Origin of the sequence: Streptomyces durocortorensis (assembly GCF_031760065.1) — a bacterium.
Classification (GTDB): Bacteria; Actinomycetota; Actinomycetes; order Streptomycetales; family Streptomycetaceae; genus Streptomyces.
In genome coordinates, this window is record NZ_CP134500.1 from 1432536 (window position 1) to 1457262 (window position 24727).

The 24727-nt window shown below is 69.3% G+C and carries 19 protein-coding genes and 1 tRNA gene; 14 read left to right on the forward strand and 6 right to left on the reverse strand.

Going from position 1 to position 24727, the window contains the following annotated elements; all coding sequences use genetic code 11:
- Nucleotide 1 precedes the first annotated feature (1 nt).
- Entirely contained in the window at nt 2–2713 is a 2712-nt protein-coding gene (polA, locus tag RI138_RS06310) for a DNA polymerase I (RefSeq protein ID WP_311119101.1), read from the reverse strand.
- Between the two features lie 168 nt (nt 2714–2881).
- On the opposite strand from polA, the gene RI138_RS06315 reads away from it, so the two are divergent.
- The 7 genes from RI138_RS06315 (at nt 2882) to RI138_RS06345 (ending at nt 12447) form a co-directional block, all read left to right on the forward strand.
- Nucleotides 2882–5164 carry an FdhF/YdeP family oxidoreductase gene (locus RI138_RS06315; RefSeq protein ID WP_311119102.1) on the forward strand — a complete coding sequence of 761 codons (2283 nt, stop codon included), beginning with the start codon at nt 2882–2884 and terminating at the stop codon, nt 5162–5164.
- Nucleotides 5165–5261: 97 nt separating this feature from the next.
- Nucleotides 5262–5732, forward strand: coding sequence for a PaaI family thioesterase (locus RI138_RS06320; RefSeq protein WP_311119103.1), 471 nt, complete (start codon nt 5262–5264; stop codon nt 5730–5732).
- An 878-nt stretch (nt 5733–6610) separates the two neighbouring features.
- Entirely contained in the window at nt 6611–7843 is a 1233-nt protein-coding gene (locus tag RI138_RS06325; protein WP_311119104.1) for a branched-chain amino acid ABC transporter substrate-binding protein, read from the forward strand.
- A 95-nt stretch (nt 7844–7938) separates the two neighbouring features.
- A complete protein-coding gene (locus RI138_RS06330) occupies nt 7939–8868 on the forward strand; it encodes a branched-chain amino acid ABC transporter permease (RefSeq protein ID WP_311119105.1) in 930 nt (309 codons plus the stop codon).
- Nucleotides 8865–10694 (forward strand): branched-chain amino acid ABC transporter permease, encoded by a 1830-nt coding sequence (locus RI138_RS06335; RefSeq protein WP_311119106.1) that lies wholly within the window; start codon nt 8865–8867, stop codon nt 10692–10694. Before RI138_RS06330 ends, RI138_RS06335 begins: the two co-directional genes overlap by 4 nt.
- Nucleotides 10695–10696: 2 nt before the next feature.
- Nucleotides 10697–11734: an ABC transporter ATP-binding protein gene (locus tag RI138_RS06340; protein ID WP_311119107.1), complete on the forward strand. Its 1038-nt coding sequence runs from the start codon at nt 10697–10699 to the stop codon at nt 11732–11734.
- Nucleotides 11731–12447, forward strand: a complete 717-nt coding sequence (locus RI138_RS06345) for an ABC transporter ATP-binding protein (RefSeq protein WP_096629088.1) — start codon at nt 11731–11733, stop codon at nt 12445–12447. The genes RI138_RS06340 and RI138_RS06345 overlap by 4 nt, the downstream gene beginning before the upstream one ends.
- Before the next feature lie 90 nt (nt 12448–12537).
- On the opposite strand, the gene RI138_RS06350 is transcribed toward RI138_RS06345, so the two are convergent.
- Nucleotides 12538–13191, reverse strand: a complete 654-nt coding sequence (locus RI138_RS06350) for an ANTAR domain-containing response regulator (protein ID WP_114930278.1) — start codon at nt 13189–13191, stop codon at nt 12538–12540.
- A gap of 100 nt (nt 13192–13291) precedes the next feature.
- On the opposite strand from RI138_RS06350, the gene RI138_RS06355 reads away from it, so the two are divergent.
- Nucleotides 13292–13364 (forward strand) — tRNA-Leu (locus tag RI138_RS06355).
- A 111-nt stretch (nt 13365–13475) separates the two neighbouring features.
- Nucleotides 13476–14255, forward strand: a complete 780-nt coding sequence (locus RI138_RS06360; RefSeq protein WP_311119108.1) for a helix-turn-helix domain-containing protein — start codon at nt 13476–13478, stop codon at nt 14253–14255.
- Nucleotides 14256–14261: 6 nt separating this feature from the next.
- Here the strand turns inward: RI138_RS06360 and pyk are convergent, their stop codons facing one another.
- Both pyk and RI138_RS06370 read right to left on the reverse strand, forming a co-directional pair.
- Nucleotides 14262–15701, reverse strand: a complete 1440-nt coding sequence (gene pyk / locus RI138_RS06365; RefSeq protein WP_311119109.1) for a pyruvate kinase — start codon at nt 15699–15701, stop codon at nt 14262–14264.
- Between the two features lie 120 nt (nt 15702–15821).
- The gene (locus RI138_RS06370; RefSeq protein WP_311119110.1) at nt 15822–16541 is read right to left on the reverse strand and encodes an SIMPL domain-containing protein; all 720 of its coding nucleotides are present in this window, start codon (nt 16539–16541) and stop codon (nt 15822–15824) included.
- 138 nt (nt 16542–16679) lie between these two features.
- Between RI138_RS06370 and RI138_RS06375 the strand changes: the two genes are divergently transcribed.
- Together RI138_RS06375 and RI138_RS06380 are read left to right on the forward strand one after the other, a co-directional pair.
- On the forward strand, nt 16680–18512 hold the full coding sequence (locus tag RI138_RS06375; protein ID WP_311119111.1) for a bifunctional metallophosphatase/5'-nucleotidase: 1833 nt from the start codon (nt 16680–16682) through the stop codon (nt 18510–18512).
- A gap of 13 nt (nt 18513–18525) precedes the next feature.
- The gene (locus RI138_RS06380) at nt 18526–18678 is read left to right on the forward strand and encodes a hypothetical protein (protein WP_311119112.1); all 153 of its coding nucleotides are present in this window, start codon (nt 18526–18528) and stop codon (nt 18676–18678) included.
- Here RI138_RS06380 and RI138_RS06385 read toward each other — a convergent pair.
- Both RI138_RS06385 and RI138_RS06390 read right to left on the reverse strand, forming a co-directional pair.
- Nucleotides 18675–20153, reverse strand: coding sequence for a SidA/IucD/PvdA family monooxygenase (locus RI138_RS06385; protein WP_398864211.1), 1479 nt, complete (start codon nt 20151–20153; stop codon nt 18675–18677). The genes RI138_RS06380 and RI138_RS06385 overlap by 4 nt on opposite strands.
- Nucleotides 20119–21699 carry a pyridoxal phosphate-dependent decarboxylase family protein gene (locus tag RI138_RS06390; RefSeq protein ID WP_311119113.1) on the reverse strand — a complete coding sequence of 527 codons (1581 nt, stop codon included), beginning with the start codon at nt 21697–21699 and terminating at the stop codon, nt 20119–20121. The genes RI138_RS06385 and RI138_RS06390 overlap by 35 nt, the downstream gene beginning before the upstream one ends.
- Nucleotides 21700–22203: 504 nt before the next feature.
- Between RI138_RS06390 and RI138_RS06395 the strand changes: the two genes are divergently transcribed.
- From RI138_RS06395 to RI138_RS06405, 3 genes are all read left to right on the forward strand, one after another.
- Nucleotides 22204–24024, forward strand: a complete 1821-nt coding sequence (locus RI138_RS06395) for a SulP family inorganic anion transporter (protein WP_311122811.1) — start codon at nt 22204–22206, stop codon at nt 24022–24024.
- Entirely contained in the window at nt 24021–24242 is a 222-nt protein-coding gene (locus RI138_RS06400) for an alkylphosphonate utilization protein (protein WP_030079631.1), read from the forward strand. Before RI138_RS06395 ends, RI138_RS06400 begins: the two co-directional genes overlap by 4 nt.
- 115 nt (nt 24243–24357) lie before the next feature.
- Nucleotides 24358–24720: an ArsR/SmtB family transcription factor gene (locus tag RI138_RS06405; protein WP_311119114.1), complete on the forward strand. Its 363-nt coding sequence runs from the start codon at nt 24358–24360 to the stop codon at nt 24718–24720.
- Nucleotides 24721–24727 lie beyond the last annotated feature (7 nt).

The window sequence follows — 24727 nt, forward strand, 5'->3', positions numbered from 1 at the left end:
GTCAGTGCGCCGCCGACTCCCAGTCCTTGCCGACGCCGACCGAGACGTCCAGCGGGGCGCGCAGCTCGACCGCGTGGGCCATCTCGTGGCGCAGGATCTCCTCCACCTGCTGCCGCTCACCCTCGGCGATCTCCAGGACGATTTCGTCGTGTACCTGGAGCAGCATCCGCGAGGTAAGCCTCGCCTCGGTCAGCGCCCGGTCCACCCGCAGCATCGCCACCTTCACGATGTCCGCGGCCGTGCCCTGGATCGGGGCGTTGAGCGCCATCCTCTCGGCGGCCTCGCGGCGCTGGCGGTTGTCGCTGTTGAGGTCGGGGAGATAGCGGCGGCGGCCGAGGATCGTCTCCGTGTACCCCGTGGCCCTGGCCTCCTCGACGACCCGGTGGAGATAGTCCCGCACCCCGCCGAACCGCTCGAAGTAGGTGTCCATCAGCACCCGGGCCTCGGCGGGGTCGATGTTCAGCTGCTGGGAAAGACCGAACGCGGAGAGGCCGTAGGCCAGGCCGTACGACATGGCCTTGATCTTGCGGCGCATCTCGGCGTCGACGGCCGGCTTCTCGACGCCGAAGACCTGGGAGGCGACCGTGGTGTGCAGGTCCTCGCCGGAGGTGAACGCCTCGATGAGACCGGCGTCCTCGGAGAGGTGCGCCATCACCCGCAGCTCGATCTGGCTGTAGTCCGCCGTCATCAGGGTCTCGAAGCCCTCACCGACGACGAAGCCCCGGCGGATCGCCCGGCCCTCGTCCGTGCGGACGGGGATGTTCTGCAGGTTGGGATCGGTGGAGGAGAGCCGGCCCGTCGCCGCCACGGTCTGGTTGAACGTGGTGTGGATACGGCCGTCGGCGGCGATCGTCTTGATCAGACCCTCGACGGTGACTCGGAGCTTCGCCTGCTCGCGGTGGCGCAGCATCAGGACCGGCAGCTCGTGCTCGGTCTGCGCGGCGAGCCAGGCCAGGGCGTCCGCGTCCGTGGTGTATCCGGTCTTGGTCTTCTTCGTCTTCGGCAGGCCCAGCTCGCCGAAGAGGATCTCCTGGAGCTGCTTGGGCGAACCGAGGTTGAACTCGCGGCCGACCGCCGCGTGCGCCTCCTTGATCGCCTGCTGCACGGTCCCGGCGAACTGCTGCTCCATGGACTCCAGATGGGCCCGGTCCGCGGCGATGCCGTGCCGCTCCAGACGGGCCAGGAGGATCGAGGTGGGCAGCTCCATGTCGTGCAGGAGCTCCGCCGCGCCCACCTCCTTCAGGCGGGTGGTGAACGCGTCGCCCAGGTCGAGCACGGCCCGCGCCTGCGCCATCAGGGCGTCCGCCTCGGCCCGGTCGTCCGCGCCGAAGGCCAGCTGCCCGTCGGAGGCGGCGGCCGGGGCCAGCTCACGGCCCAGGTACTCCACGGCCAGCGCGTCCAGAGCGAAGGAACGACGGCCCGGCTTCACCAGATACGCGGCGAGCGCGGTGTCCATCGTGACGCCTTCGAGCCGCCAGCCCATCTCGGGGAAGACCCGCATCACGTTCTTGGCGTTGTGCAGGACCTTGGGGCGCGCCGGGTCCGCCGCCCAGGCCTCGAACGCCTTCCCGTCGGCCTCGTCGAGCTGGGTCGGGTCAAGCCACGCGGCGGCCCCGTCGGCGGCGGCGAGGGCGACCTCGGTGACCGTGCCGGCCCCCAGCGACCAGGTGTCGACGGTCATGACGCCGAGCGGCTGCCCGCCGTGCGCCTCCAGCCAGGGGGTGACCTGGCCGGAGCCGAGGACCGCGCCGTCCAGCTCGATCCCCGCGGCGGGGGCGGGCGGCCCTGCCTCCTCCGCACCCGGGTCGACGGCGAGCAGCCGCTCGCGCAGGCTCGGATTGCGGATCTCCAGGACATCGAGGACGCCGGTGACCGCCGTACGGTCGTAGGGGGCGCGCTCCAGCTCGGTGGGGGTCTTCGGCAGCTCCACGTCGCGGACCATCTCGGTCAGCACGCGGTTCATCTTCACCGCGTCCAGGTGGTCGCGGAAATTCTGCCCGGCCTTGCCCTTGACCTCGTCGGCCCGCTCGACCAGCTCGGCGAAGGAACCGAACTGGTTGATCCACTTCGCGGCGGTCTTCTCACCGACCCCGGGAATCCCCGGGAGATTGTCGGACGGGTCGCCGCGCAGAGCCGCGAAGTCCGGATACTGCTGCGGGGTGAGTCCGTACTTCTCGACGACCTTCTCCGGGGTGAACCGGGTCAGCTCGGAGACCCCCTTGGTGGGGTAGAGCACGGTCACGTTCTCCGTGATCAGCTGGAAGGAGTCCCGGTCGCCGGTGACGATCAGCACCTCGAACCCGGCCGCCTCGGCCTGCGTCGCGAGCGTCGCGATGACGTCGTCCGCCTCGAAGCCGTCCACCGCGAACCGGTCCGCGTGCATCGCGTCCAGCAGCTCGCCGATCAGCTCGACCTGCCCCTTGAACTCATCGGGGGTCTTGGAGCGGTTCGCCTTGTACTCAGGGAACTCCTGGGCGCGCCAGGTCTTGCGGGACACGTCGAACGCGACCGCGAAGTGCGTGGGCGACTCGTCACGCAGGGTGTTCGCCAGCATCGACATGAAGCCGTACACGGCGTTCGTCGGCTGGCCCACCGAGGTCGTGAAATTCTCCGCGGGCAGGGCGAAGAACGCCCGGTACGCCAGGGAGTGCCCGTCCATGAGGAGCAGGCGCGGTCGGTTGTCTGCCGTCTTCTTCGATGCCGTCTCAGCCACGCCCCCGATCCTGCCACGGCCCACTGACAATCCGGACCGGGCGACCCCCGTACGGCCCCCACGCACCCTTGACCCGGTGCCCGGCCGGGTGCGATGTCGGTGGTGCGTGACAGGATCGATACCGAGGCAGAACACCCGCGGAAGAAGCGCTCGAAGGGGAGCAGCATCATGGCCACCAAGCCGCCCACCGGTGACCCGGTCCAGGACGCCCCTCAGGTGGAAGCCGCCCCGCACGCCGCGGCCGGGCTGCCCGCCGTCGCCCACTCCCTGCGCATCGCGCGGCAGCAGATGGGTGTGCGCCGCACGGCGCGGACCCTCCTCAAGGTCAACCAGAAGGACGGCTTCGACTGCCCGGGCTGCGCCTGGCCCGAGGGCGAGAAGCGGCACACCGCGGAGTTCTGCGAGAACGGGGCGAAAGCCGTGGCCGAGGAAGCCACGCTGCGCCGCGTCACCCCCGACTTCTTCGCCGCACACCCACTGGCCGACCTCGTCGGGCGCAGCGGCTACTGGCTGGGCCAGCAGGGCCGGATCACCCAGCCGGTGTATCTGGCCGAGGGCGCCGAGCGGTACGAGGCGGTGACCTGGGAGCGGGCGTTCGCAATCATCGCGGAGGAGCTGACGGCCCTCGACTCCCCCGACGAGGCCCTCTTCTACACCTCGGGGCGCACGAGCAACGAGGCCGCGTTCCTGCTCCAGCTCTTCGCCCGCGAGTTCGGCACGAACAACCTGCCGGACTGCTCGAACATGTGCCACGAGTCGTCCGGCTCCGCGCTCACGGAGACCATCGGCATCGGCAAGGGCAGCGTCTCCCTCGAAGACCTCCACCAGGCCGACCTGATCATCGTCGCCGGGCAGAACCCCGGGACGAACCACCCCCGGATGCTCTCCGCCCTGGAGAAGGCGAAGAAGTCCGGAGCGAAGATCATCTCGGTGAACCCGCTCCCCGAAGCGGGCATGGAGCGTTTCAAGAACCCCCAGACGCCCCACGGCATGCTCAAGGGCACCCCGCTCAACGACCTGTTCCTCCAGATCCGGATCGGCGGCGACCAGGCGCTCTTCCGCCTCCTGAACAAGCTGATCCTGACCACGGAGGGGGCCGTCGACACAACGTTCGTCGCCGAACACACCCACGGTTACGAGGAGTTCGCCAAGGCCGCCGAAGCCGCGGACTGGGAGGAGACCCTGACCGCGACCGGGCTCACCCGCGCCGAGATCGAGCAGGCCCTCGCGATGGTCCTCGCCTCGCAGCGCACCATCGTCTGCTGGGCGATGGGCCTCACCCAGCACAAGCACTCCGTTCCCACGATCCGGGAAGTCGTCAACTTCCTCCTGCTGCGCGGGAACATCGGCCGCCCTGGCGCCGGGGTCTGCCCGGTGCGCGGCCACTCCAACGTCCAGGGCGACCGCACCATGGGCATCTTCGAACGCCCCGCACCGGCGTTCCTGGACGCCCTGGACAAGGAGTTCGGCATCACCTCGCCGCGCCACCACGGCTACGACGTGGTGCGCTCGATCCAGGCACTGCGCGACGGCGAGGCGAAGGTCTTCTTCGCGATGGGCGGCAACTTCGTCGCGGCCACGCCCGACACCGCCGTCACCGAGGCCGCGATGCGCCGCGCCCGGCTCACCGTCCACGTATCGACCAAGCTCAACCGCTCCCACACCGTCACCGGCGCCCGCGCCCTGATCCTGCCGACACTGGGCCGCACCGACAAGGACGTCCAGGCAAGCGGCAAGCAGTTCGTGACCGTCGAGGACTCCATGGGCATGGTCCACTCCTCGCGCGGCAACCTCACCCCCGCCGGCCCCCACCTGCTGTCCGAGCCCGCCATCGTCGCCCGCCTGGCCCGCGCGGTCCTCGGACCCGATTCCCGTACGGAATGGGAGGCCTTCGAACGGGACTACGCCACGATCCGCGACCGCATCTCCCGCGTGGTCCCCGGCTTCGAGGACTTCAACACCCGCATCGCCCGCCCCGGCGGCTTCACACTCCCCCACGCCCCCCGCGACGAGCGCCGCTTCCCCACCGCCACCGGCCGCGCCAACTTCACCGCCGCCCCCGTCGAGTTCCCCGAACTCCCCTCCGGCAGGCTCCTGTTGCAGACACTGCGCTCCCACGACCAGTACAACACCACCATCTACGGCCTGGACGACCGCTACCGCGGCATCAAGGGCGGCCGCCGCGTCATCATGGTCAACCCCCAGGACGCGGCCGCCCTCGGCCTCGCCGACGGCGCGTACACCGACCTCGTCAGCGAGTGGAAGGACGGCGTGGAGCGCCGCGCGGAGGGCTTCCGCGTCGTCCACTACCCCACCGCCCGCGGCTGCGCCGCCGCCTACTACCCGGAGACCAACGTCCTGGTACCGCTGGACTCCACGGCGGACACCAGCAACACCCCGGCCAGCAAGTCGGTCGTCGTGCGTTTCGAGAGCCCCCAGGACCCCCGCTGACCACCGGTACCTCCCATTCCTCTAAGCGTTCGCTCAGTCGTCTGATAAGAACAGTGCAGACAGCAATGAACCAGCGCAGACGATCGGAGCCGGACCCATGGGCGAGCACACCGAACCCCTCTTCCCGCAGGAAGTCCTCGACGAGTACGCGGCACTGGGCGTCGACCTGCCCGCGCTCTTCTCCGCCGGTCACCTCGGCGAGCGCATGGGGGTGACCATCGTCGAGGCCGCGGCCGACCGCGTGGTGGGCACCATGCCCGTCGAGGGCAACACGCAGCCCTACGGCCTGCTCCACGGCGGGGCGTCCGCCGTGCTCGCCGAGACCCTCGGATCCATCGGGTCGATGCTGCACGGCGGGGCCGCCAAGCTCGCCGTCGGCGTGGACCTCAACTGCACCCACCACCGGGGGGTCCGCAACGGCCTCGTGACCGGCATCGCCACTCCCGTACACCGGGGACGCTCCACGGCCACGTACGAGATCGTCATCACCGACGAGCAGGACAAGCGCGTCTGCACCGCGCGTCTGACCTGCCTGCTCCGCGACGCCCCGCGGCCCGAGGCCGGCTGACCGCCCGCCCCGCCCGCCACCCCGGGCCGCCTACCGCCGCCCCGGGGCCGCCACACACCGCCATCCCGGGCCGCCCCGTCCGCCACCCCGCGGGCCGGGGCGGCCCGCGCACCGGGGCCGGGTGCCAAGTCCCCGCCCCCGGGCGCCGATCGGTCGTCAGCCTGGCCGGATGCGGCCGAACCGGAACCCATGGCGTCACCGCGAGTGACACCCACCCCGCCCCGCACCACCGCCGGACCAAAATGGTTACCGGGCGGTTGAGTTGAGGCCCCGCCCCACCGAACCGGGGCCCGGACGGCCATGCGACGAGCCCTCCGCCCAAGCCCCACGAGCCATGACGCACCGACCCGCCCTTCCCGACGGGCGCCACACCCTCCGGAAGATCGCCGGACGACGACGCCAGCACCGCCGGGCACCCTCAAGGACAGCCTCCCGCCAAGGGCGAACCCGCCCGGAACTCACCGAAAAAAGTAACCGAGCGTAACGATGGCGCGGGAAGCGAACCGGCCACCCGTCGACACCCCCACCGCATAGCGAACCCGGGGCGTCACAGTACGCACACACAGACCGCCGTCAGCACCATGATCCCCTCAAGCCCCTTAGCAGAGCTGCGCGTTCTCAGCATGCGGTCATTTCACTCTCCTACGCAAACCCCCGCAAATCACCACAGCAATCTCAAGCCTTGCTCAAGGGCATAACAAGAGAGTCACATCCGAGGCCGACCCGTGCCGCACTCCCCCACCTGCGCTTAGAGTCACGGCCAGTCACCGCGCCGCCGGGCGCGTCTGCTGCACGGCCCCCATGTACACCCCCAGTACGGCCCGGCGACCGACACGGCACCTCAAGCAGAGGAGGCCGCGCCAGGGAAAGGACTTTTCGTGCGACACCGTTCTTTGCTCATACTCACTGCCGTGCTCACCACCGGAGCACTGACGCTCACCGCCTGCGGTTCGCGCGACGACAGCAACGGCGACAGCGGTGACGGTGGCAACCAGACCGTCGTCATCGGCCTCGACGCCCCGCTGACCGGCGACCTGTCCGCCCTCGGCCTCGGCATCAGGAACTCCGTCGACCTCGCCGTCAAGCAGGCCAACGCCAAGAAGTACGTCGACGGCGTCACCTTCAAGATCGAGGCCCTCGACGACCAGGCCCAGCCGTCCTCCGGCCAGCAGAACGCCACCAAGCTCGCCGCCAACAAGGAAGTCCTCGGCGTCGTCGGCCCGCTGAACTCGAATGTCGGCGAGTCCATGCAGAAGGTCCTGGCCGACGAGAACCTCGTCCAGGTCTCCCCCGCGAACACCTCGCCCTCCCTCACCCAGGGCCAGGACTGGAACGGCGGCACCAAGGCCCGCCCCTTCGCCTCCTACTTCCGCACCTCCACCACGGACGCCGTCCAGGGCCCCTTCGCCGCGCAGTACCTCTTCAACGACGCCAAGAAGAAGAAGGTCTTCGTCATCGACGACAAGAAGACCTACGGTGCCGGCCTGGCCGGCACCTTCAAGGCCGAGTTCGAGAAGCTCGGCGGCACGATCGCCGGCACCGAACACATCGACCCCGAGACCAAGGACTTCTCCTCGGTCGCCACCAAGGTCAAGAGCTCCGGCGCCGACGTCGTCTACTACGGCGGCGAGTACCCCGCCGCAGGCCCGCTCAGCAAGCAGATCAAGAAGGCCGGCGCCAAGATCCCCCTCGTCGGCGGCGACGGCATCTTCAGCGGCGAGTACATCAAGCTCTCCGGCGCGGAGGGCGAGGGCGACCTCGCCACCTCCGTCGGCGCACCGATCGACACCCTCCCGTCCGCCAAGGAGTTCGTCGCGAACTACGAGAAGGGCGACTACAAGGAGCCCTTCGAGGCGTACGGCGGCTACTCCTACGACGCCGCCTGGTCGATCATCGAGGCCGTGAAGGCGGTCGTCGAAGCCAACGACGGCAAGCTCCCCAGCGACGCCCGGGTCAAGGTCGCCGAGGCCGTCGGCAAGGTCGACTTCGAAGGCGTGACCGGCAAGGTCTCCTTCGACGAGTTCGGCGACACCACCAACAAGCAGCTCACCGTCTACGAGTACAAGGACGGCGACTGGGCGGCGGTCAAGTCCGGCACTCTCACCAGCTGACACCACCAGCCTGACCTTCCACCGGCAGCGCGGGGCGCCGCACACCAGGCGCCCCGCGCTGCTCTATATCCGGCGAAAGACACGGAGGACCCGCGGTGAACGAACTGCCGCAACAGCTGGTCAACGGCCTGCTACTCGGATCGATGTACGGGCTGGTCGCCATTGGCTACACGATGGTCTACGGCATCGTCCAGCTCATCAACTTCGCCCACGGCGAGATCTTCATGACCGGCGGCTTCGGGGCCCTCACGGTCTGGCTCATACTCCCCAGCGGCACCAGCGTCCTGCTCGCACTGCCCCTCATGCTCATCGGCGCGATCATCGTCGCCACCACCATCGCGGTCGGAGCGGAACGATTCGCCTACCGGCCACTGCGCGGCGGACCACGCCTCGCACCACTCATCACCGCCATCGGCCTGTCACTCGCCCTCCAGCAGGCCGTATGGGCCTGGTACCCCGACGCCAAATCCGCCCGCACCTTCCCCGAAATCCCCGGCGGCCCCTTCGAACTCGGCCCCGTCACCATCCAGACCGGTGACGTCTTCCTGCTCATAGCCGCCCCCATATCCATGGCCGTCCTCGGCTACTTCGTCATGAAGACCCGCACCGGCCGCGGCATGCAGGCCACCGCGCAGGACCCGGACACCGCCAAGCTCATGGGCATCAACACCGACCGCATCATCGTGGTCGCCTTCGCCCTCGGCGCCGCGTTCGCCGCCATCGGCGCCGTCGCCTACGGCCTCAAATACGGCGAAGTCCAGTTCCGCATGGGCTTCCTCCTCGGCCTCAAGGCCTTCACCGCAGCCGTCCTCGGCGGCATCGGCAACATCTACGGCGCCATGATCGGCGGCCTCACCCTCGGCGTCGCCGAGACCATGGCCGCCGCCTACGTCGCCGAAATCCCCGGCCTCGAACAACTCGGCGGCCAGTCCTGGGCCAACGCCTGGGCGTTCGTACTCCTCATCCTCGTGCTCCTCTTCCGGCCCCAGGGCATCATGGGCGAGCGCGTCGCGGACAGGGCGTGACCACGATGACCACTACACAGACCACCACGGTCACCGCACCCGCACAGGCCACCCCGGCCACCCGCGGCACCCTCCCACCGCACATCGCACGGGCAACCGCCACCGCCGGCGGCGCACTCACCATCATCTCCGCCTTCCTCGCCTGGACCTGGACCTCCGCCTTCCCCGGCAACCTCACGGTCTACGGCTACCCCGGCGGACTCCAGTGGCTCGTCCTCGTCAGCGGAGCCCTGCTCACCCTCTTCGGCCTCTCCTCCTACGGAATCAAAGGCCTGAACTGGCTCACCCCCCAAGGCGCCGACGCCGCCATCCGGCTCTCCGCCTACGCAGCCCTCGCCACCGCCTGGTTCACGATGGCCGCCATCAGCGTCCAGCTCGGCGGCGCCGTCAACCTCGAACCCGGCGCCTACTTCGCCCTCGTCGCCACCCTCATCGGCTGGCTCGGCGCCCGCTCCCTCCCCTACGAGCGACCCGAAACCACCCCCGCCGACCCCGAGGACACCGGCTTCGGACAGTTCAAGCACAACCTCGGCAACCGCTGGGAAACCTACAAGGGCACCCTCACCACCGGCACCGCCCGCCCCGCGAAAACTCTCCCCTCGTACATCGAGATCCTCATCGTCGCCGTCGTCCTCGCCCTCGGCCTGGTCGTCTTCACCTACGGCATCAGCACCGAGTACGACGAGCTGTTCATCGGCTTCCTCATCACCGCCGGCTTCGGCTTCGCAGCCATCCAGAAAGCCGGACTCATCCAACGCGTCGCCACCCTCACGGCACGCCACCGCAACGTGACCCTCATCGGCGCCTTCGTCGCCGCTGCGGCCTTCCCCTTCACCCAGTCCGACGACCAGTACGCGACCATCGGCGTCAACATCCTCATCTTCGCCACCGTCGCCCTCGGACTGAACATCGTCGTCGGCCTCGCCGGACTCCTCGACCTCGGCTACGTCGCCTTCCTCGGCGTCGGCGCCTACGCCGCCGCCCTCGTCTCCGGCTCACCGACCTCCCCACTCGGCATCCAGCTGCCCTTCTGGCAGGCAATCCTCGTCGGCGCCGCCGCCTCCATGGTCTTCGGCGTCCTCATCGGCGCCCCCACCCTGCGGCTCCGCGGCGACTACCTCGCCATCGTGACCCTCGGCTTCGGAGAGATCTTCCGCATCGCCGTCCTCAACCTCGACGGCACCTCCGGACCCGACGTCACCAACGGCTCCAACGGCATCTCCTCGATCCCGAACCTCAGCATCCTCGGCTTCGACTTCGGCGCCACCCACTCCATCGCCGGGTTCACCATCGGCCGCTTCGCCAACTACTTCTTCCTGATGCTGCTGGTCACCCTCATCGTGGTCGTGGTCTTCCGCCGAAGCGCCGAATCCCGCATCGGCCGCGCCTGGGTCGCCATCCGCGAAGACGAGACCGCCGCCGAAGCCATGGGCATCAACGGCTTCCGCACCAAACTCGTCGCCTTCGCCCTCGGCGCCACCCTCGCCGGCCTCGCCGGAGCCGTACAAGCACACGTCACCTACACCGTGACACCCGAGCAGTACCAGTTCGCCCACGCCGTCCCGCCCAACTCGGCCTTCCTCCTCGCAGCGGTCGTCCTCGGCGGCATGGGCACCATCAGCGGACCCCTCGTCGGCGGCGCACTCCTCTTCCTCATCCCGAACAAGCTCCAGTTCATGAGCGACTACCAGCTCTTCGCCTTCGGGCTCGCGCTGGTCCTGCTGATGCGCTTCCGCCCCGAGGGCCTCATCGCCAACCGCCGTCGACAGCTCGAATTCCACGAGAAGGACGAAGCGCCCGCCACTCTCACCAAGGCAGGGTCCTGACGATGACCACCGACACCACCACCGCCGAGGCAGCAGCCGTGAGCGCACCCGGCGAGACCGTCCTCGACGCCCGCGGCGTCACGATGCGATTCGGCGGCCTCACCGCCGTCCGATCCGTCGACCTCACCGTCAACTCCGGTGAGATCGTCGGCCTCATCGGCCCCAACGGCGCAGGCAAGACCACCTTCTTCAACTGCCTCACCGGCCTCTACACCCCCACCGAGGGCGAAGTCCTCTACAAGGGCACCGTACTCCCCGCCAAATCCTTCAAGATCACGGCGACCGGCATTGCCCGCACCTTCCAGAACATCCGCCTCTTCTCCAACATGACCGTCCTGGAGAACGTCCTCGTCGGACGCCACACCCGCACCAAGGAAGGCCTCTGGTCCGCCCTCCTGCGCGGCCCCGGCTTCCACCGCGCCGAGGCCGAGTCCAAGGCCCGCGCCATGGAACTGCTGGAGTTCATCGGCCTCGACCACAAGGCCGAACACCTCTCCCGCAACCTCCCCTACGGCGAACAGCGCAAGCTGGAGATCGCCCGCGCGCTCGCCAGCGAGCCCGGCCTCCTCCTGCTCGACGAACCCACCGCCGGCATGAACCCGCAGGAGACCCGCGCGGCCGAAGAACTCATCTTCGCCATCCGCGACAAGGGCATCGCCGTCCTCGTCATCGAGCACGACATGCGCTTCATCTTCAACCTCTGCGACCGCGTGGCCTGCCTCGTCCAGGGCGAGAAGCTGGTCGAAGGCACCGCCGCCGAAGTCCAGGGCGACGAACGCGTCGTCGCCGCCTACCTCGGCGAACCCTTCGAAGGCGACCCGGGCGCGGCGGAAGTCGCGGAAGTCGAAGCCGCGGAGGCCCACACCACGGCCACCACCGCACCGGAGACCACCGAGGCCACCACCCCGGAACCAGCCGCTCCGGACGCAGAGGCCCCGGCGGCAGAGGCCCCGACGGCAGACACACCGGAGGCAGACGCCGCGTCCGACACCACCCCGGACACACCCGGCGCGAGCACCAGCAAGGAGAACGACCGATGACCGCACTTCTCGAAGTCGAGGACCTGCGCGTCGCCTACGGCAAGATCGAGGCCGTCAAGGGAATCTCGTTCAAGGTCGAGGCCGGCGAAGTCGTCACCCTCATCGGCACCAACGGCGCCGGCAAGACGACAACACTCCGCACCCTCTCCGGACTGATCAAGCCGCTCGCCGGCCAGATCAAATTCAACGGCAAGTCCCTGCGCAAGGTCCCGGCCCACCAGGTCGTCTCCCTCGGACTCGCCCACTCCCCCGAAGGCCGCCACATCTTCCCCCGCATGTCCATCGAGGACAACCTGCGCCTCGGCGCCTTCCTCCGCAAGGACAGCGACGGCATCGCCAAGGACATCCAGCGCGCCTACGGCCTCTTCCCCATCCTCGGGGAACGCCGGAAGCAGGCCGCGGGCACCCTCTCCGGCGGCGAACAGCAGATGCTCGCCATGGGACGCGCCCTGATGTCCCAGCCCAAACTGCTCATGCTCGACGAACCCTCCATGGGCCTCTCCCCGATCATGATGCAGAAGATCATGGCAACCATCACCGAACTCCGCGACCAGGGCACCACCATCCTGCTCGTCGAGCAGAACGCCCAGGCGGCACTCTCGCTCGCCAACAACGCGCATGTCATGGAGGTCGGCAACATCGTCCTCTCCGGCACCGGACAGGACCTGCTGCACGACGACTCCGTCCGCAAGGCGTACCTCGGCGAGGACTGACGTCCTTCCCGTACGCGAGAGGCCCGCACCCCGGTTCTTCCTCCGGGGTACGGGCCTCTCTCCTTCGTACGTACGCGCGTACGGGGCGGGCTACTCGGCCGCCTTCTTCTCCTCCGCGTCCGCGATCAGCGCCTCCGCAAGCTGCTGCATCGACATCCGGCGGTCCATCGACGTCTTCTGGATCCACCGGAACGCGGCAGGCTCGGAGAGCCCGTAATCCGTCTGGAGGATGCTCTTCGCCCGGTCCACCAGCTTGCGGGTCTCCAGCCGCTGGGACAGGTCCGCGATCTCGCTCTCCAGCGCCTTCAGCTCCGCGAACCGGGAGACGGCCATCTCGATGGCGGGCACCACGTCGCTCTTGCTGAACGGCTTCACCAGATACGCCATGGCCCCCGCGTCCCGGGCCCGCTCGACCAGGTCGCGCTGCGAGAAGGCGGTGAGCATGAGGACGGGCGCGATGGACTCCTCGGCGATCTTCTCGGCGGCGGAGATCCCGTCGAGGACCGGCATCTTCACATCGAGGATCACCAGGTCCGGCTTGTGCTCCCGGGCCAGCTCGACGGCCTGCTGGCCGTCGCCCGCCTCACCGACGACGGAGTAGCCCTCCTCCTCCAGCATCTCCTTGAGGTCGAGGCGGATGAGGGCCTCGTCCTCGGCGATGACGACGCGGGTCGTCAGCGGCGGGACGTGCGACTTGTCGTCGTCGACGGCGTCTACGGGCTGGGGCGACTCGGGGGTGGTCACGGGGCTCCTTGGGAAGGACAGGGGTGCAGCTCCCAAGAGCCTACCTAGTTACGGTATGTTTGAGGCACGGAGGGTCCTCGGTATCCTTCGTTTCGAAGGGGCCCCGGTAGCCCAGCGGCAGAGGCGATGGATTCAAAACCCATACAGCGTCGGTTCGAATCCGACTCGGGGCACTTCTCCTTCGATTCCAAGGTCGAGCAAGAATTTCGTGATCTTCACCCTTGCCGGTGAACGTACCTTCGATCCGGGTACGCGCCTTCGAAGGTCGCAGGAAACTGCGCCGCATGCAGCAGCACAACCCCTCGATACGTGACGAAGCGCTTACCCTCCTGCGGAGCGGAACCGCCAATCGAGCAGTGGCGGAACACCTCAACGTCCCACGCGGCACTGTCGGCTGGTGGCTACACGAGGACCGCAAGCGACGCGGAGTGCAGTACGAACAGCCCACCGACTGCCCCGTGTGCACGGGCCGGGAGCTTGATCACCCCGCCTACGGCTACTTACTGGGGCTGTACCTCGGCGACGGCCACATCACGTCGAAGCCCAAGCAGCATCACCTGTCGATCTTCTGCGACGCCATCTGGCCGGGCGTGATCGACGAGGCGGAATCAGCCATGCGCAAAGTCATGCCCCTGCCACGCACCGGTCGGCGCCAGAGGAACAACTGCGTCGAGGTGAAGTCGTACAGCAAGCACTGGACCTGTGCCTTTCCTCAGCACGGGCCGGGCAAGAAGCACGAACGGCCGATTGTCCTCGAACCGTGGCAGCAGCAGATCGTCACCGCTCAGCCCTGGCACTTCGTCCGCGGCCTCATCCACTCCGACGGCTGCCGGAACATGAACTGGACGACCAGGATCGTCCAGGGTGAACGCAAGCGGTACGAGTACCCCCGCTACTACTTCACCAACGCCTCCGACGACATCCGTCGGCTCTACACCGACGCCCTCGACGCGCTCGGCGTCGCCTGGACGCACTGCACACGCGCGGGCAAGCCCTACAACATCTCCGTAGCCCGACGGGCATCCGTCGCCCTCATGGATGCGCACGTCGGGCCTAAGTACTGAGCCGCCCTACTTCGGGCTGTCGTCCTCGCCGATGTGGTGGACGCGGACCAGGTTCGTGGAGCCCGCCACACCGGGCGGGGAGCCGGCCGTGATCACCACGGTGTCGCCCTTCGCGCAGCGGCCGATGCGCAGGAGTTCCTCGTCGACCTGGGCGACCATCGCGTCCGTGGAGTCGACCTTCGGGCCGAGGAAGGTCTCGACGCCCCAGGTGAGGTTGAGCTGGGCGCGGGTGGCTTCGTCGGGGGTGAAGGCGAGGAGGGGGATGGGTGAGCGGTAGCGGGAGAGGCGTTTGACCGTGTCGCCGCTCTGGGTGAAGGCGACGAGGAACTTGGCGCCGAGGAAGTCGCCCATCTCGGCGGCGGCCCTGGCTACCGCGCCGCCCTGGGTGCGGGGCTTGTTGCGTTCGGTGAGGGGCGGGAGGCCCTTGGCGAGGATGTCCTGCTCTGCCGCTTCGACGATGCGGGACATGGTGCGTACGGTCTCGATGGGGTATTTGCCGACGCTGGTCTCGCCGGAGAGCATCACCGCGTCGGTGCCGTCGATGATCGCGTTGGCGACGTCGGAGGCTTCGGCGCGGGTGGGGCGGGAGTTGTCGATCATCGAGTCGAGCATCTGGGTGGCGACGATGACCGGTTTGGCGTTGCGCTTGGCGAGTTTGATGGCGCGCTTCTGGACGATCGGGACTTGTTCGAGGGGCATTTCGACGCCGAGGTCGCCGCGGGCGACCATGATGCCGTCGAAGGCGGCGACGATGTCGTCGATGTTCTCGACGGCTTGGGGTTTTTCGACCTTGGCGATGACGGGGAGGCGGCGGCCTTCTTCGTCCATGATGCGGTGGACGTCGTCGATGTCGTGGCCGGTGCGGACGAAGGAGAGGGCGATGATGTCCGCTCCGGTGCGCAGGGCCCAGCGGAGGTCGTCGATGTCCTTTTCGGAGAGGGCGGGGACGGAGACGGCGACTCCGGGGAGGTTGAGTCCCTTGTGGTCGGAGACCATGCCGCCTTCGATGACGGTGGTGTGGACGCGGGGGCCGTCGACGTCGGTGACTTCGAGGGTGACGCGGCCGTCGTCGACGAGGATGCGTTCGCCGGTGGTGACGTCGGCGGCGAGGCCGTTGTAGGTGGTGGAGCAGATGTCGCCGTTGCCTTCGTTTTGGAGGGGTTCGACGGTGATGGTGAAGGTGTCGCCGCGTTCAAGGAGTACGGGGCCTTCGCGGAAGCGTCCGAGGCGGATCTTCGGGCCTTGAAGGTCGGCGAGGATGCCGACGCTGCGGCCGGTTTCCTCGGACGCCTTGCGCAGGTGGTGGTAGCGCTCTTCGTGTTCGGCGTAGGTGCCGTGGCTCAGGTTGAAGCGGGCGATGTCCATTCCCGCTTCGAGCAGGGCTTTGATCTGGTCGTATGTGTCGGTTGAGGGTCCCAGGGTACAAACGATTTTCGCTCGGCGCATACGTCGAGCCTAAACCTTACCTACGGGTAGGTATTTGGCTCCGTGTGACACCTCAACAACCTTTGAGTGAAGGGTTATTGACAAGTGTTGAATTGTGCGGCGGGGTGCTCTGATGAGCGTTTATCCGAGGTCCGGCGGGATGAGGGTGAAGGACGCTTCGACGTGGGCGTCGACGGTCTGGCGTACGGGTTCGAGGTCGACGGGGGCGGCGTCGGCGGTGGCTTCCGTTCCGGAGCCCCGGAAGGGCATGGCCGTGCCGGCGAAGGCGGCGCGGGTGAGGTGGCCTCCGGTGTGGGTGCCGGTGTCGCTGAGTTCGAGGAGGGCGCCGAGGCGGGTGTCGAGGGCGTCGGCGTATTCGCGAGCCCGTTGAAGGGCTTCCTGGACGGCTTGTCGGCGGGCGGCCGCGTGGACGGGGGATGTCGGGCGCAGGGCCCACCAGGGGCCGTCGACGCGGGTGAGGTCGTGGTCGGCGAGGCGGGTGATGAGTTCACCGAGGGTGGTGAAGTCGTTGAGGGTGACGGTGAGTTGGATGCTGCCGTGGTAGGCGCGGATGCGTTCGGCGCGGCCGCGGCGGGTGAGTTCGGGGTTGATGGTGAGGGTGCCGGTTTCGAGCTTTTCGATGGCGTCGCCGTAGGTCTTGATGAGGTCGAGGGCGGTGGCGTTGCGGCGGGTGAGGTCGTCGAGGGTGGTGCGGCGGTCGGTGCCGCGGGCGGTGAGGGTGACGGCGATGTGGGCGGTCTCGGGGTCGACTTCGAGGTGGGCTTCGCCGCGGACGGTGACGTGGGGGGTGGTGGGGGTGCCGTAGGGGTGGTGGGTGGCGGGGGTGGGGGTTTCGGTCATGCGTTCACTGTGGCACGGGGGGTGGTGTGTCGTGGTGTGTGGCGTGGTCATCTGATCGAAACCTGCGTGGGGTGTTGTGCGTGGTGGGTGCCGGGTCAGAATCTACGCGCGTTGCCCTACTGAATGAGGAGTGAAGAGATGCCGTTGAACCGTAGGACGTTTCTGGGCCGTTCGGCTGCCGCCGGTGCGGGTGTGGCGATGGCGGGCGGTGCGGTCGTGGGCTCGGCCGGTGCGGCGGAGGCGGCGGAGGCGGGGCGCGGGCACGGGCACGGGCACGGGCGGCCTGCGAAGCGGTACTCGTTCACGGTGATGGGCACGACCGATCTGCACGGGAACGTCTTCAACTGGGACTACTTCACGGGCGCGGAGTACGACGACGCCGCCCACAACGACGTCGGTCTGGCGAAGATCTCGACGCTGGTGGATCGGGTGCGCCGGGAGAAGGGCGGCCGCAACACCCTGCTGATCGATGCGGGCGACACGATCCAGGGCACGCAGTTGTCGTACTACTACGCGAAGGTCGACCCGATCACGGCCCGGCGCGGCCCGGTGCATCCGATGGCGCGGGCGATGAACGCGATCGGCTACGACGCGGCGGCGCTCGGGAATCACGAGTTCAATTATGGGATTCCGGTGCTGCGGAAATTCGAGGAGCAGTGTGATTTTCCGCTGTTGGGGGCCAATGCGCTGGATGCGAGGACGTTGCGGCCGGCTTTCGCTCCGTATGTCATCAAGCGGATGCACACGCCGTGCGGGCGTGATGTGCGGGTGGCGGTTCTGGGGCTGACGAATCCCGGTATCGCTATCTGGGACAAGGCGCATGTGGGCGGGAGGATGGTGTTCCCGGGTCTGGAGGAGCAGGCGGCGAAGTGGGTGCCGAAGTTGCGTTCGATGGGTGCTGATGTGGTGATCGTGTCGGCGCACTCGGGTTCCTCGGGGACGTCGTCGTACGGGGACCAGTTGCCGTACGTGGAGAATGCCGCGGCCCTGGTGGCGGAGCAGGTTCCGGGGATCGACGCGATCCTGGTGGGACACGCGCATGTGGAGATCGCCGAGCACTTCGTGACGAACAAGGAGACGGGCAGGCGGGTTGTTCTCTCGGAACCCGCGAAGTGGGGCCAGCGGCTGACGCTGTTCGACTTCGATCTGGTGTGGGAGAAGGGCCGGTGGGTGGTGGAGAAGGCCGGTTCGCAGGTGCTGAACTCCAACACGGTGCCGGAGGACCGGAAGGTGACGTCGCTGCTGCGCGAGGAGCACCGCAAGGTGGTGGCGTACGTCAACCAGGTCATCGGTACGTCGGTGGTGGCGATGTCGACGGCGGACGCGCCGTGGAAGGACGAGCCGATCATCGATCTGATCAACCAGGTGCAGACGGACACGGTGACGGCGGCGCTGGCGGGTGGGGAGTACGCGGCGCTGCCGGTGCTGTCGCAGGCCTCGTGCTTCTCGCGTACGGCGGGGATTCCGGCCGGTGATGTGACGATCCGGGATGCGGCGGGGCTGTATCCGTTCGAGAACACGTTGGAGGCACGTCTGATCACGGGTGCGCAGTTGAAGGAGTACTTGGAGTATTCGGCGCGCTATTACGTGCAGACGCCGGCGGGTGGTCCGGTGGACCCGGCGAAGCTGACGAACGCGGACGGGATTCCGGACTACAACTATGACGCGGTGTCGGGGGTGACGTACGACATCGATATCGCGAAGCCGGTGGGTTCGCGGGTCGCGGGGCTGTCCTTCGAGGGGGAGGCGGTCGATCCGGCGGCGCGGTTCGTGTTCGCGGTGAACAACTACCGGGCGAGCGGCGGGGGCGACTTCCCGCATGTGCCGGGGGCGCGGCAGCTGTGGGCGGATTCGGACGAGATCCGGAACACGATCATCGGGTGGGTGCGGGAGAAGGGGTCGGTGGACCCGGCTTCGTTCGCTTCGGTGGGGTGGCGGCTGACGCGTGAGGGGGCCCCGGTGTTCCCGTAGCCCGGGCTGCGCGGTGGTGCTTGGCCCGGGGCTCCGAGGGTGGGGTCCCGGGCCGTTCTGTGTCCGGATCGACCGGGTCTGTCTGGGCTGGTTCGGTGTCCGGATCGACCGGGTCTATCGGATCTACCGGATCGACTGGCTCTACCGGATCGACCGGATCGGCTAGATCGACTGGCTCAGGGGGGTGAGCTCAAGGGCCTGGGCGGGGATTCTCGGCGGTTGGGGGGTGAGGCCGAAGGTGGTGAAGGCGGTGCGTTCGGGGAGGGGGTAGGGGGTGGCGCCGGTGAGGTTGTTGAGGATGGTGGCGCTGCGCCAGGCGGCGAGTCCGAGGTCGGGGGCGCCGACGCCGTGGGTGTGGCGTTCGGCGTTCTGTACGTAGACGTGTCCGGTGACGGCGGGGTCGAGGACGAGGCGGTATTGGTCGTCGATGCGGGGGCGGTGGGAGGCGTCGCGGCGGAGGTAGGGGTCGAGGCCGCCGAGGATGGTGTCGAGGGGTCGTTCGCGGTAGCCGGTGGCGAGGATGACGGCGTCGGTGGTGAGGCGGGAGCGGGTGCCCTGCTGGGTGTGTTCGAGGTGGAGTTCGACGCGGGTGTTGGCGACCCGGCCCGCGGTGCGGACGCTGACGCCGGGGGTGAGGGTGGCGTCCGGCCAGCCGCCGTGGAGGGTGCGGCGGTAGAGCTCGTCGTGGATGGCGGCGATGGTGTCGGCGTCGATGCCCTTGTGGAGCTGCCATTGCCGGGGGACGAGTTCGTCGCGGGCGGATTCGGGGAGGGCGTGGAAGTAGCGGCTGTAGTCGGGAGTGAAGTGTTCCAGGCCGAGTTTGGAATATTCCATGGGGGCGAAGGCCTGGGTACGGGCCAGCCAGTGGATCTTCTCGGCGCCTTCGGGGCGGGCGCGCAGGAGGTCGAGGAAGATCTCGGCGCCGGACTGGCCTGATCCGATGACGGTGATGTGTTCGGCGGCCAGGAGCCGTTCGCGGTGGCGGAGGTAGTCGGCGGAGTGGAGTACGGGGACGGATTCGGCCTGGGCGAGTGGCTTGAGGGGTTCGGGGACGAAGGGTTCGGTGCCGATGCCGAGGGCGATGTGGCGGGCGTGGGCGCGGCCGAGGGCTTCGGCTTCGCCGTCGCGGTCGAGTTGGGTGAAGTCGACTTCGAAGAGGGCGCGTTCGGTGTTCCAGCGGACGGCGTCGACCTGATGGCCGAAGTGGAGGCCGGGGAGTTGTTCGCTGACCCAGCGGCAGTAGGCGTCGTACTCGGCTCGTTGGATGTGGAAGCGCTCGGCGAAGTAGAAGGGGAAGAGGCGGTCGCGGGTGCGGAGGTAGCTGAGGAAGCTCCAGGGGTTGGCGGGGTCGGCGAGGGTGACGAGGTCGGCGAGGAAGGGGACTTGGAGACTGGCGCCGTCGAGGAGGAGGCCGGGGTGCCAGTGGAAGGCGGGGCGCTGTTCGTAGAAGGTCGCGGCGAGGGGGCGGGGGTCGCCGGGGGCGGCGGGGATGTTGTGGGCGAGGGCGGCGAGGGAGAGGTTGAAGGGGCCGATGCCGATGCCGACGAGGTCGTGTGGCGGGTCGGGTTCGGGGGCGGGCCGGTCGGGGCCGGGGCGGGCCGGTCGGTCATCGCGGGGTGTCGCCTTCCGTGGGGTGGTGATGGGGGGTGGCTTCGTGCGGTGCCAGGTGGGTGGGGGCGGTTGTTGGGTGCGGGGTGGGGTGGGCGGGGGTGATCGTGGGTTCCGGTGAAGCAGGTGGGGTGGGGGCGGCTTCCGGTGAGGCGGGTTGGGCGGTGGTGGTCGCGGGGTGCGGCGGGGTGGGGGGCTGGGCGAGGAGGCCGGTGGTGGTGGCGGTGACGAGGTCCAGGAGGGTCTGGAGTTCGCCGGGGGTGGTGTGGGGGTTGAGGAGGGTCGCCTTGAGCCAGAGGCGGCCGTCGGCGTGGGCGCGGCCAAGGACGGCGTGGCCGCGGTTGAGGAGGGTGCGGCGGACGGTGGCGACGGTGTGATCGTCGGTGCCGGTGGGGCGGAAGAGGACGGTGCTGATGGTGGGGCGGTCGTAGAGGTCGAGCGTCGGGGTCTTGGTGACGAGGTCTGCGAGGTGGTGGGCGGAGGCGACGGTGCGGTCGATGAGGTCGGCGAGCCCGTCGCGGCCGAGCGCCTGGAGGGTGACGGCGATCTTCAGCGCGTCGGGGCGACGGGTGGTGCGCAGGGAGCGGCCGAGGAGGTCGGGGAGGCCTGCCTCGGTGTCGTCGTCGGCGTTGAGGTAGGGGGCGAGGTGGTGGAGGGGGTCGAGGTGGTGGCGGTCGGGGACGGCGAGGATGCCGGCGGATGCGGGCTGCCAGCCGAGTTTGTGCAGGTCGAGGGTGACGCTGTGGGCCCGTTCGAGGCCTTGGACGAGGGGGCGGTGGGTGGGGCTGAGGAGGAGGGGCCCGCCGTAGGCGGCGTCGATGTGGAGTTCGGCGCCGTGGGTGGTGCAGAGGTCGGCGATGGCGTCGAGGGGGTCGATCTCGCCGGTGTCGGTGGTTCCGGCGGTGGCGACGACGAGGAGTGGCCGGTGGAGTTCGGTGAGGGCCTGGTCGAGTGCGGCGGGGTCCATGGTGCCGGTGGGGGCGGGGACGACGACGGGTTCGGGCAGGCCGAGGAGCCAGGCGGCGCGGGCGACGCTGTGGTGGGCGTTGGCGGCGCAGACGGTCTGGACGGGGCCGTGGCGTTCGCGGGCGAGGAGCAGGGCGAGCTGGTTGGCCTCGGTGCCGCCGGAGGTGATGACGGCGTCGGGTGCGGGCGCGTGCGGGTAGACCTCGGCGGCCAGGGCGGTGGTCAGGTCGGCCTCGATGGCCGAGGCGGCGGGGGCCTGGTCCCAGGAGTCCATGGAGGGGTTGAGGGCGCTGGCGGCGAGGTCGGCTGCGGCGGCGAGCGCGAGGGGCGGGGTGTGGAGGTGGGCGGCGCAGTGTGGGTGGGCGGGGTCCGCGGCGCCTTCGGCGAGGGCGGTGACGAGGCTGCGCAGGGCGTGCTCGGCGCCGGTGCCCCGGTTGGGGATGAGGGGGTGGGTGGCGCTGCGGGTGCGGGAGGTGACGGTGTCGGGTCCGCCGGCCGGGAGGGGCCCGCCGCGACGGGCGGCGCCATCGTGGAGAGCGGCCAGGACGGTTTCGACGAGGGGGCGCAGTGCGGCGGGGCCTGCGGTGCCTCCTGCGAGGGGCGGGGTGGGCATGGGTGGGGTGGTCCTTCGGAAGCGCGGGGTGGACATGCCAGCTTGTCCCGGGTTTCGGGTGGCGCGGCCGAAGAGCCCAACGATCTCAACTCGAAAGGGGTACTGGCGACCGGTGTGGCCGGCCGGTGAGGGGGTGGGGTGGTAAGGGTGTGCGGTCGTTGGACGGCTGTACGGGGTCGGGGGGCGGGTCGGGGCGGGTCGGGTCAGGTCGGGTCGCGCATTGGCCGCGCCTCGGGCCGCACACCTCAGGTCCCGCCGACTCCCTTGGTCAGGGCAGCCTCTCCACAAATTGCATAATGAGCGAATTGCTAATTTACGCAACTCACTACATGCTGTACGGGTCGTTCCCTCGCCGCCCGCGAGGTGCGGCCCCGCAGGGCGTTCCCGTCCGCGGTGGTGATGCCCTGCCGAGGAGAGGTCCGAGCCGTGTCGGTCCCCCTGCATCCGGCCCGGAATCGGGACCGGGTGCGCTCATTGCTTCCGGTGCGGGCGGACTTCGTGGCCATGACCCGTGACCCGCGTCGCGATCTGCTCGCCGGTCTGACGGTGGCGATCGTGGCACTGCCCCTCGCCCTCGGCTTCGGGGTGGCGTCCGGGCTGGGCGCGGAGGCCGGGCTCGCGACGGCCGTGGTGGCGGGTGCGCTGGCGGCGCTGTTCGGCGGGTCGAACCTTCAGGTGTCGGGGCCGACCGGGGCGATGACGGTGGTCCTGGTGCCGATCGTCGCCGAGTACGGTCCTGGCGGGGTGCTGACCGTGGGGCTGATGGCGGGGGCCCTGCTGATCGTGCTGGCGCTGCTGCGGGCGGGCCGGTCGATGCGGTACGTCCCGGCGCCGGTGGTCGAGGGGTTCACGTTCGGTATCGCGTGCGTCATCGCTCTCCAGCAGGTTCCGAACGCCCTCGGAGTGGCCCCGCCGGAAGGTGACAAGGTGCTGGTGGTGGCGTGGCGGGCGCTCGGGGAGTTCGCCGCCGACCCGAACTGGGCTGCCCTCTCGATCACCGTCGGGGTGGCGGGGCTGATGCTCGTGGGGGCGCGCCGCTTCCCCGGTGTTCCGTTCTCGGTGGTCGCGGTGGTCGTCGCGACGCTGTCGGCGCAGCTGTTCCGCCTGGAGGGGGCGACACCGATCGGGGCGCTGCCCGCCGGGCTCCCCGCCCCCTCGCTCGGGTTCCTGGATCTGTCGGCGGTGGGCTCGCTGCTGGCCCCGGCGGTCGCGGTCGCGGCCCTGGCGGCGCTGGAGTCCCTGTTGTCGGCAACCGTGGCGGACGGCATGACGACCGGGCAGAAGCACGACCCGGACCGGGAGCTGTTCGGGCAGGGCATCGCGAATCTGGCCGCCCCGCTGTTCGGCGGGGTGCCCGCGACGGCCGCCATCGCGCGGACGGCGGTCAATGTCCGTAGCGGTGCGGCCTCCCGGCTGGCGGCGCTGACGCATGCGGCCGTACTGGCGGTGATCGTCTTCGCGGCGGCTCCGCTGGTGTCCCGGATCCCGCTGGCCGCGCTGGCCGGGGTGCTGCTGGCCACGGCGGTCCGGATGGTCGAGGTGGGGGCTCTGCGGGCGATGGCGCGGGCGACGCGTTCGGACGCGGTGGTGCTGGTGCTGACGGCGGTCGCGACGCTGGTGCTGGATCTGGTGCTCGCGGTCGTCATCGGGCTGGCGGTGGCGGGGGTCCTGGCCCTGCGTGCGGTGGCGGGCGAGGTGCGGCTGGACCGGATGGATCCGCGCGACGGTTCGGACTACGGCGAGCACGCGCGCTACGAGGGCGACGCGAACGACGCTCGCGATGCACGCGATGCACGCGATGCACGCGATGCACGCGATGCACGCGATGCACGCGATGCGGTGAACGCCGTGGGTGGGCCGACGGTACCGGCGACCTCGCCCGGTGTCGAGAAGCTCGCCGAGCACATCGTGGCGTACCGGATCGAGGGGCCTTTGTTCTTCGCGGGGGCGCACCGTTCCTTGCTGGAACTCTCCGAGCTCGCCGAGCTCTCCGGCGTCCGCGTGGTGATCCTGCGCATGTGCCGGGTGACGACGGTCGACGCCACCGGTGCTCTGGCGCTGAAGGACACCGTGCACGGGCTGAACCGGCGCGGCATCACCGTGCTGGCCTCCGGTATCCGCCCCGGGCAGCGGCGGGTGCTGGAGTCCGTCGGGGCGCTGGACCTGCTGCGGCGGGAGGGCCGGGAGTACGCCACCGCGTCCGAGGCGTTCACCGGGGCCCGGGACCGCCTGGCGGCGGCTGCCCGCGACGGTTCGCGTCCGGCGTCGAGAGATGTCCCGGTGCAAGAGCTGCACAGGGTGGAGAAGGGCAGGAACGCACCATGAGCGACATCGTCGTGAAGGACAGCAACGGGACCGTGCTGGCGGACGGTGACTCCGTGACCACGGTCAAGGACCTGAAGGTGAAGGGCACGTCGGAGACGCTCAAGCGCGGCACGCTCGTGAAGAACATCCGGCTCACGGGGCGCGCCGGTGAGATCGAGTGCAACACCAAGAAGGTCAAGGGGCTCGTGCTGAAGACCGAGTTCCTGAAGAAGGCCTGACCCGGCCGGTCCCCGGGTTCATCCTCGTGGGACGAAGGCGCGAGGATGAACCCATGGAGAAGAGTTCTGGTCAGCTGCGGTGCGGCGGGTTTCCGGCGCGCGGAACGGGGCGCCGGTGAGTACGCCGCTGTACCGCTTGAAGGCGGAGTTCTTCAAGACGCTGGGACACCCGGTCCGGATCAGGGTCCTCGAACTGCTCAGCGAACGCGATCACGCGGTCTCGGAGATGCTGGGCGAGGTGGGGATCGAGGCTGCCCATCTTTCGCAGCAGCTGGCCGTGTTGCGCCGGGCCGGTCTCGTGACGGCCCGGCGGGAGGGCTCGGCCGTCCACTACACGCTGGCCGACCCGGAGGTGGCGGAACTGCTGCGGGTCGCACGGACGATCCTGTCCGGGGTGCTGGCGGGCCAGGCGGAGCTGCTCGCCGATCTGCGGGCGACGGGCGGCCGGGAGAACGGCACACCGGACGGCGGCGACTGAGACCCGG

Coding starts and splice junctions, on each gene's coding strand:
- RI138_RS06315 (WP_311119102.1), top strand. CDS start 2,882: ATGGCCACCAAGCCGCCCACCGGTGACCCGGTCCAGGACGCCCCTCAG.
- RI138_RS06320 (WP_311119103.1), top strand. CDS start 5,262: ATGGGCGAGCACACCGAACCCCTCTTCCCGCAGGAAGTCCTCGACGAG.
- RI138_RS06340 (WP_311119107.1), top strand. CDS start 10,697: ATGACCACCGACACCACCACCGCCGAGGCAGCAGCCGTGAGCGCACCC.
- RI138_RS06345 (WP_096629088.1), top strand. CDS start 11,731: ATGACCGCACTTCTCGAAGTCGAGGACCTGCGCGTCGCCTACGGCAAG.
- RI138_RS06360 (WP_311119108.1), top strand. CDS start 13,476: ATGCAGCAGCACAACCCCTCGATACGTGACGAAGCGCTTACCCTCCTG.
- pyk (WP_311119109.1), bottom strand. CDS start 15,701: ATGCGCCGAGCGAAAATCGTTTGTACCCTGGGACCCTCAACCGACACA.
- RI138_RS06370 (WP_311119110.1), bottom strand. CDS start 16,541: ATGACCGAAACCCCCACCCCCGCCACCCACCACCCCTACGGCACCCCC.
- RI138_RS06375 (WP_311119111.1), top strand. CDS start 16,680: ATGCCGTTGAACCGTAGGACGTTTCTGGGCCGTTCGGCTGCCGCCGGT.
- RI138_RS06390 (WP_311119113.1), bottom strand. CDS start 21,699: ATGCCCACCCCGCCCCTCGCAGGAGGCACCGCAGGCCCCGCCGCACTG.
- RI138_RS06395 (WP_311122811.1), top strand. CDS start 22,204: ATGACCCGTGACCCGCGTCGCGATCTGCTCGCCGGTCTGACGGTGGCG.
- RI138_RS06400 (WP_030079631.1), top strand. CDS start 24,021: ATGAGCGACATCGTCGTGAAGGACAGCAACGGGACCGTGCTGGCGGAC.